This window comes from Streptomyces sp. AcH 505, assembly GCF_000818175.1.
Classification (GTDB): domain Bacteria; phylum Actinomycetota; class Actinomycetes; order Streptomycetales; family Streptomycetaceae; genus Streptomyces.
Genome location: NZ_JTIY01000001.1, coordinates 2,458,488 through 2,466,280, shown reverse-complemented (window position 1 = coordinate 2,466,280; position 7,793 = coordinate 2,458,488). Strand labels below are relative to the sequence as shown.

The window sequence follows — 7,793 nt, the reverse complement described above, 5'->3', positions numbered from 1 at the left end:
CGCAGCGAGGCCGCCACGATCAGCGCGGCCCGGTCCGCCTCGTCGAGCCCGGCCCGGTCCGCGACCTCGGTCGCCGCGCTGACGACGGCCGGGTCGACCCAGGGCCGCAGGGTCAGCTGGCCGTCACGGATCTCCAGGCCGCGCCTGGCCGTGCGCCACTCCAGGTCGCGGAAGGCCAGCCGCTCGGTCCAGGCGGATGGCGGCGCTTCGAGGGCCAGCCGCTCGTCGGCCAGATACGCCACGTCCCACAGCGGCCGCAGGGCCTGGTAGTCGCGGCGGCGCCGGGTCCAGGCGGCGGACGCCGGGCTGGCGAAGCCCGCGGTGATCAGGGCGGCGCCGAGCGCGGCGAAGACCGGGCCGAGCGCCGTACTGAGCCAGTCCGTGCCGGTGACGCCGGCGGCGGCCGTCGTGATCGCGACGAGCTTGCACAGCACGTATCCGCAGGCGACGACGGCGCCGAGGGCGATCAGCCGGATACCGCGGCGCAGCGGTCCCTCCGGCAGCCGGGCGGCGTGGCCGAGGCAGACCCGGCCGATGTCGATCAGCGCGAACCCGAACCCGGCCTGGTAGAGGACGAGGAACGCGGCGATGAGCCCGCTCGTGGCGAAGGTGGTGTCGAACGTCAGGGGTGTTTCGGGGCGGTGGGCGCCGCCGGTGAGGAACAGCACGGTCATGGCGGCGGCCAGCGCGGCGAACACGGCGAGGCGCTTGCGCACCTGGCGCCACGTGACGGTGGTGGCCGCGTCCCAGATCCCCTCGTCGGGACGGTCCTTGGGCGGGGTCCAGATCCGGGCGAGCGCCACGGCGCCCGCGGAGAAGCCGGTGATGCCCAGGTAGACGAAGAGGGTGGCGAGGTTGCCGCGGTGCGCCGCCCGGTCGATCAGCCGGTAGAGCACGGGCGACGCCACGACGAAGGCGAGGGCGGGCGCCGTGATCGTGAGGGCGACGACGAGCAGCCCGGGGGACGGATCGCGGTACCAGGCGCGGAGTTTGAGCACGGCAACGGCCACGGCCACCGTTCCGATGCCGAGGTAGACGACATTGAACGGTGTGTCGGGTATGTCAGACATGCTGTCCTTTACGGTGCTCCAGCGCGGGCGCGAGCTGGGAGGTCGTACCGGCTCCCGGCGCCAGCATCAGGGCCCGGGTCAACTCGGCCCCCAGGATCTCCGCTTCCTCTTCCGCCGTGCCGTCGTAGTGCGAGCGGCCGAGCACGAGCCGGAGCATGTCGGCGTCGATGGTGGGCAGTTCGACCTCGTCGCCGGGCCCTTCGGGCGCGACCGCCAGATGGCCGCAGAGCAGATGGGCGAGTTCGTGGCAGATGATGTGGGCCCGGTGCAGCCCCGAGGTCTCCTGCTCGAAGTAGATGTAGTCGGTGTCGGCGCGGCGTTCGACGAAACCCGACGGCTCGCCGACCCGCATCCGGCGCGGGACCAGCCGGACGGGCCGCCCGGCCCGCTCGGCGACGACGGCGCACAGCTCCTCGACCGTGCCGAGGCGTGGCAGATCCAACTCCTTGACCATGGCCCGCATTCGGCGGCGGGTACGTCCAAGATCTCGCACGTCATCCCCATCAACCGGCTGCCAGTGCCCCAACCGCGTCCGCCGGTAGTCGCTCACGTCTCGGGCGCGTCGGGCAGCCCGACTGCCTTTCGCAGTTGTTCCACCACGGTGAGGGCAGCGTCCTGCATCTCGGGCGGCAGCCCGGCGGCCCGCATCGCGATGCGCTCAACTTTGGCATCCCGCAGTGTCTCAATTTTCCGCAGGTCCCGCTCGACGGCCTGAGCCGTGGCGGAGTCACTGAAATAATCCAGCGGAATTCCGAAGAATTTGGCGATCTTCACCGCATTCTCCAGGCTTGGCTTCTGGGTGCCTTTACGGAGGTTGCCGATGTATGTACCGCTCAGCCCTGTTCCGTCCGCGATCTCCGTATCGCGCCACGGCCGGCCAAGATCCTTCGGGTAGATCACCGAGATCACTCGCCGGAAGCGGGCGGCGAAGTCCAGCGGATCCGACGCTTCTGCCGCGTCCGGGCGTGGAGAATCGGTGGCCATGTGCCGGATCATAGAACTCTTCCTCCACCGAGGGGGATCCCGCACCCCCGATGATCTACACGATCGTTGCGAATAAACCGGCTAAACGTCACAGAGGGCGTCGAATCGCTACTGCGGATCCGTAAAATAATCAACTTTAGTTGACTTTACCTCGGACCCAAGTGGAGGATCGGCACCTGTGGACGCTGGGCGTCTGCTGCCCCACGGGGGTGGGCAACAGCGCCCGGCGCCAAGGCATTTCGGCTTCCGCTCGGAGGCCGTGCCGCGTCGTGTTCACGCGACCCCCCGACCGGTCGAGGCGTAGCTCCTCCCGGTCCCGCTCCTCCCGCTTCCTCCCGTCACCCGGCCCCGCGCTGCCGGATCCCGCACGTCCGGATCGCTGACGCCCTGTCACGCATTGGATCTTGCAAGGAAAAGTATAGATTCGACAAGGATGCATCAAGTTATTGCGCTCCTATGTCGCTGAGATTACGGTCCACCCTGCGCCGCCAGCCCCGACCTGTGTCAAACACGGCGTAGTCCGGCATTCCGTGCCGAAAGGAGCAGAAGGTGTTCCGTTCCATCCCAGAACCACTCCGAGAGCTACGACGTGTCCTCGTCCTGGTCGTCACGTCGGCGATGGTGGCCGCGGTCGGCCTCATCGCACTGGCGGTCCAGCCGGCGTTCGCCGCGGCGGCGGCCGCCGCGACCGGCGGTGGCGGGGCGAGCCTGCCGTACGCCGAGGTGCAGGCGGAGAACTCCGCCACCAACGGCACCGCGATAGGCCCGAGTTACACGGCCGGACAACTGGCCGACGAAGCGTCGTACCGCAAGGCGGTGACCCTCCAGGGCACCGGGAAGTACGTCACGTTCACCACCCCCGTGGCGACCAACTCCATCGACTTCCGCTACAGCATCCCGGACACCTCGGGCGGTTCGGTGTACAGCGCACCCCTGTCGCTGTACATCAACGGCACCAAGCAGCCGGACTTCAGCCTGACGAACGCATACAGCTGGTACTACGGCAGTTACCCGTTCACCAACTCCCCCGGCAGCAACCCGCACCACTTCTACGACGAGGCGCACCGGCTGCTCCCGACGTCGTACCCGGCGGGCACCACCTTCAAGTTGCAGGTCGACGCGGGCGACACCGCGTCCTCGTACACGATCGACTTCGCCGACTTCGAGCAGGTAGGCGCGGCCCTCCCGCAGCCGTCGGGCTCGGTCTCGGTGACCAGCAAGGGCGCGGACGCGAGCGGCGTCAGCGACTCGACCAGCGCCTTCAACGCCGCCGTCAGCGCGGCGGGTTCGGGCGGCACCGTGTGGATCCCGCCGGGCACGTACAAGATCCCCGGCCACATCAGCGTCAACAACGTGACGGTCGCGGGCGCCGGTATGTGGTACTCGACCGTGACCGGCGCTGCGCCCGGCTTCTACGGCAACTCGGCGCCCAGCCCGAGCACCAACGTCCATCTCAAGGACTTCGCGATCTTCGGCGATGTCCAGGAGCGGGACGACAGTGCCCAGGTCAACGGGATCGGCGGGGCGATGAGCAGCTCCACCGTGTCGAGCCTGTGGATCGACCACATGAAGGTCGGCGCCTGGATGGACGGCCCGATGACGGGGCTGACCTTCAGCGGCATGCGGATCCGCGACACCACGGCCGACGGCATCAACTTCCACGGCGGCGTCACCAACTCGGCCGTCAACAACAGCGAGTTGCGCAACACCGGTGACGACGGCATCGCGACCTGGGCGGACTCCGCCCTCGGCGCCGACGCCAACATCACGATCTCCGACAACACGGTCGAGACGCAGATCCTCGCCAACGGCATCGCGATCTACGGCGGTCACGACAACACCGTCAGCGGCAACCTCGTCCAGGACACCGGGCTCGCCCAGGGCGGCGGCATCCATGTCGGGCAGCGGTTCACCTCGACGCCCGTCGGTACGACCACCATCGCCAACAACACCATGATCCGCGACGGCGGGCTCGACCCGAACTGGCAGTTCGGCGTCGGCGCCCTGTGGTTCGACGGCAGCCAGGGCGCCATCACCGGGCCGATCAACGTGACCAACGCGCTGATCGAGCAGAGCCCGTACGAGGCGGTCCAGTGGGTCGAGGGCACGATCAGCGGGGTCAACCTCAACAACGTGACCATCGCGGGCACCGGCACCTTCGCCCTGCAGGAACAGACGGGCGGAGCGGCGAAGTTCACCAACGTCACGGCGACCGGGGTCGGTGCCTCCTCCCCGGTGTACAGCTGTGAGGGCGGCAACTTCGTGGTGACCGACGGCGGCGGCAACTCCGGCATCAGCGGGACGCCGATCTGCGGTCCGTGGCCCGCGCCGGTCTTCCCGCCGTACCCGGCCGAAGGCGTGACGGCCACCCCGAGCGCGCTGAACTTCGGTTCGGTCGCGACCGGTTCGACCAGCACGGCGCAGACGGTGACGGTCTCCAACCCGACCAGTTCGGCCGCCAGTGTCTCCTCGGTCGCCGCTTCGGGCGACTTCACCCAGACCAACATGTGCGGCTCGTCCATCGCCGCGCACGGCTCGTGCGCCGTCAGCGTGAAGTTCGCCCCGACGGCGACCGGCACCCGCAGTGGCACCCTGACGGTCAACGCCGGCGGGAACAACAACACGGTCACCCTGTCCGGCACCGGCACAGCGCCGGGCCCGGTGCTGGGTGCCACCCCGGGCGGGCTCTCCTTCGCCGCGACGGTGGTCGGCTCGTCGGCCACGGCGCAGACGGTGACGGTCACCAACTCCGGCACCACATCGGCGACCGTCTCGAACGTCGCCGTCACCGGTGACTTCAGCCAGACCAACAACTGCTCCACCGTGGCGGTCGGCGCTTCCTGCGCCGTGACCGTCGGGTTCAAACCGACGGCGGGCGGCTCGCGTGCGGGCACCCTGACCGTCACCAGCAACGCCAACAACAGCCCGACCACCGTCGGACTGAGCGGCAGCGGCATCGACAGCTCCACCAACATCGCGGCAGGGCAGCCCGCTTCGGCGAGCTCCAGCAGCAGCCCGTACGTGCCGGCGAACCTCACCGACCCGGACGCCTCGACGTACTGGGAGAGCAGCGGTTCGCTCCCGCAGTGGGCCCAGGTCGACCTCGGCAAGAACTACAGCGTCGGCAAGGTCGTCCTCAAGCTGCCGCCGGCCGCCGCCTGGTCCGCCCGTACCGAGACCCTGTCGGTGCAGGGGTCGACGGACGGCTCGTCCTTCTCCACGATCGCGGGATCCGCCGGGCACCTCTTCGACCCGAGCGCCAACAACAACACGGTCACCATCCCGTTCAGCGCCACCACCGCCCGCTATCTGCGGGTCAACATCAGCGCCAACACCGGCTGGGCAGCGGCCCAGTTGTCCGACTTCGAGGTGTTCCCCAGCGGCAGCGGCGGTACGTCCACACCGGCGACGCTGACGACGGGGCCCTCCTCGCTCACCTTCGCGAGCCAGGCACCCGGCACCACCAGCGCGGCGCAGACAGTCACCGTCAGCAACACCGGAACGGCGGCAGCTGCCGTCTCCTCCGTCGTCGCTTCGGGTGACTTCACGCAGACCAACACCTGCGGCTCGTCCATCGCCGCCGGCGGCACCTGCTCGGTCGCCGTCAAGTTCACCCCGACAGCGGCGGGCACCCGCACCGGCGCCCTCACCGTCACCAGCAACGCGTCGAACAGCCCCACCACCGTGGCGCTGACCGGCACCGGCACCGGCACGGTCAGCACCAACCTGGCCGCCGGCAAGGCCACCACCGAGTCCAGCCACAGCGACGTCTACCCGTCGTCGAACGTGACGGACAACAACCAGAGCACCTACTGGGAGAGCGCCAACAACGCGTTCCCGCAGTGGGCGCAGGTGAATCTCGGCTCGGCACAGAGCGCGAGTCGCGTCGTACTCGAACTCCCCGCCGGCTGGGGAGCCCGTAACCAGACGCTGACCCTGTCGGGCAGCACCGACGGCACCACCTTCACCACCGTCAAGGCCTCGGCCACCTACTCCTTCAACCCGACCACCGACAACAAGGTGACCATCACCTTCCCTGCCACCACCCAGCGCTACTTCCGGGTGACGATCACGGCCAACACCGAATGGCCGGCGGGACAGCTGTCGGAGTTCCAGGTCTGGAACAACTGATCCGACGCGCTCCACACCCGCCGCCGTACGCACCCGACCTTTTGCTACCCTTCGTCGCCAATCAGTTACCTTGCGTGACGAGCGGGAGCGTGTATGAAGGTCGTCTGTGTCGGCGGCGGGCCCGCCGGTCTGTACTTCTCGATCCTGATGAAGCGACAGGACCCGTCCCACGACATCACCGTCCACGAACGGAACCCGGCCGGCTCCACCTACGGCTGGGGCGTCACCTACTGGGCGGGGCTCATCGAGAAACTCCACGTCCACGACCCCGAGTCGGCGCGCACCATCGGCGAGCACTCGGTCCGCTGGAGTGACGGCGTCGCCCATGTCGGCGGCGTCAGGACCGTCCACCACGGCGACGAGGGCTTCGGCATCAGCCGCCGCAAGCTGCTCGACATCCTCGCCGAACGGGCCAGGGCCCTCGGCGTGCGGGTCGAGTTCGAGAGCGAGATCACCGACCTCGCGCAACTGCCCGACGCCGATCTGGTGGTGGCGGGCGACGGCGTCAACAGCGCACTGCGCGAGCAGCACGCCGCGCACTTCGGCCCCGCCGCCGCACCCGGCCGCAACGTCTACAGCTGGCTCGGCACCACCAAGGTCTTCGACTCCTTCACCTTCGCCTTCGTCGAGACCCCGCACGGCTGGATCTGGTGCTACGGCTACGGGTTCGACGCCGACCGGAGCACCTTCATCGTCGAGTGCTCCCCGGCCACCTGGGCCGGCCTCGGGCTGGACCGGGCGACCGAGGCCGAAGGCCTCGCCGTACTGGAGGAGCTGTTCGCCGAACCCCTCGAAGGGCACCGGCTGATCGGGCGGGAGCACGCCGACGGTACGGCGCAGTGGCTCACGTTCCGCACGCTCACCAACCGGGCGTGGTCGCACGGCCGTCTCGTGCTGCTCGGCGACGCCGCCCACACCACCCACTACTCGATCGGCGCCGGCACGACCCTCGCGCTGGAGGATGCCATCGCCCTGGCGGACGCGCTGCGCGACAGCGGGCCGGGGAGCGGCGGCCCGGGGAGCAGCGGCCCGGGTGGCGCGGCCGAACTACCGTCAGCGCTCGCCCGGTACGAGCGGGAGCGGCGCGCCGCCCTGCTCTCCGTACAGAGCGCGGCCCGCTACAGCGCCCAGTGGTACGAGAACCTGCCCCGCTACCTCGGCCTCCCGCCCCGGCAGATGTTCGCGCTGCTCGGCCAGCGGCACTCCCCGCTGCTGCCGCACCTGCCGCCGCGGCTGTACTACCGACTCGACCAACTGGCAGGTCGGTTGGGCCCGCTGCGCACACTCAAGCGCTGGCTCGGCCCGCGGCTGGCGCGGACCGTGCACGCCCGGCGGGCGATCCCGGCGAGCCGGCAGCCGATGGCGGAGCAGCCCGCCGAGGTGTCGCGCGCCGACTGAGCCGAAGCCGCCGAACTCGGTGGCTGTGCCAAGGGTCTTGACTCCCGTCCTGGTCTAGTCCAATCTCGGGGGCGCGCCGTCAAGGCGTCTGCCTTGATGGCGTCCCCCCACTGTCATCGAGAGGACAAGATCATGCGTCGACGTACCCCCACCACGTCACGCCGGACGATCGCCACGTCCCGCACCGCCGCGCGGCTGGCCGCGGCGGCG

General features: G+C 69.6%; 5 protein-coding genes. 2 read left to right on the top strand and 3 right to left on the bottom strand.

Annotation, left to right across the window (positions count from 1 at the left end; all coding sequences use genetic code 11):
- From HY68_RS43675 to HY68_RS11390, 3 genes are all read right to left on the bottom strand, one after another.
- Positions 1-1,070, bottom strand: a 1,070-nt coding sequence (locus tag HY68_RS43675; RefSeq protein ID WP_041987643.1) for an MAB_1171c family putative transporter, incomplete at its 3' end; no start/stop codon positions are given.
- On the bottom strand, positions 1,063-1,533 hold the full coding sequence (locus HY68_RS11395) for a hypothetical protein (protein WP_052457072.1): 471 nt from the start codon (positions 1,531-1,533) through the stop codon (positions 1,063-1,065). The genes HY68_RS43675 and HY68_RS11395, both read right to left, overlap by 8 nt.
- A gap of 83 nt (positions 1,534-1,616) precedes the next feature.
- Complete coding sequence (locus HY68_RS11390; protein WP_157874319.1) at positions 1,617-2,054, bottom strand: helix-turn-helix transcriptional regulator; 438 nt, start codon at positions 2,052-2,054, stop codon at positions 1,617-1,619.
- Positions 2,055-2,603: 549 nt separating this feature from the next.
- Here HY68_RS11390 and HY68_RS11385 point away from each other — a divergent pair.
- Positions 2,604-6,185 (top strand): choice-of-anchor D domain-containing protein, encoded by a 3,582-nt coding sequence (locus HY68_RS11385; RefSeq protein WP_041987641.1) that lies wholly within the window; start codon positions 2,604-2,606, stop codon positions 6,183-6,185.
- Positions 6,186-6,278: 93 nt separating this feature from the next.
- Entirely contained in the window at positions 6,279-7,583 is a 1,305-nt protein-coding gene (locus HY68_RS11380; protein WP_041987638.1) for an FAD-dependent monooxygenase, read from the top strand.
- Positions 7,584-7,793 lie beyond the last annotated feature (210 nt).

Excerpts from the sequence above, each read along its gene's own strand:
- HY68_RS11380 (WP_041987638.1), top strand. The coding sequence starts at position 6,279 with ATGAAGGTCGTCTGTGTCGGCGGCGGGCCCGCCGGTCTGTACTTCTCG.
- HY68_RS11395 (WP_052457072.1), bottom strand. The coding sequence starts at position 1,533 with ATGCGGGCCATGGTCAAGGAGTTGGATCTGCCACGCCTCGGCACGGTC.
- HY68_RS11390 (WP_157874319.1), bottom strand. The coding sequence starts at position 2,054 with ATGGCCACCGATTCTCCACGCCCGGACGCGGCAGAAGCGTCGGATCCG.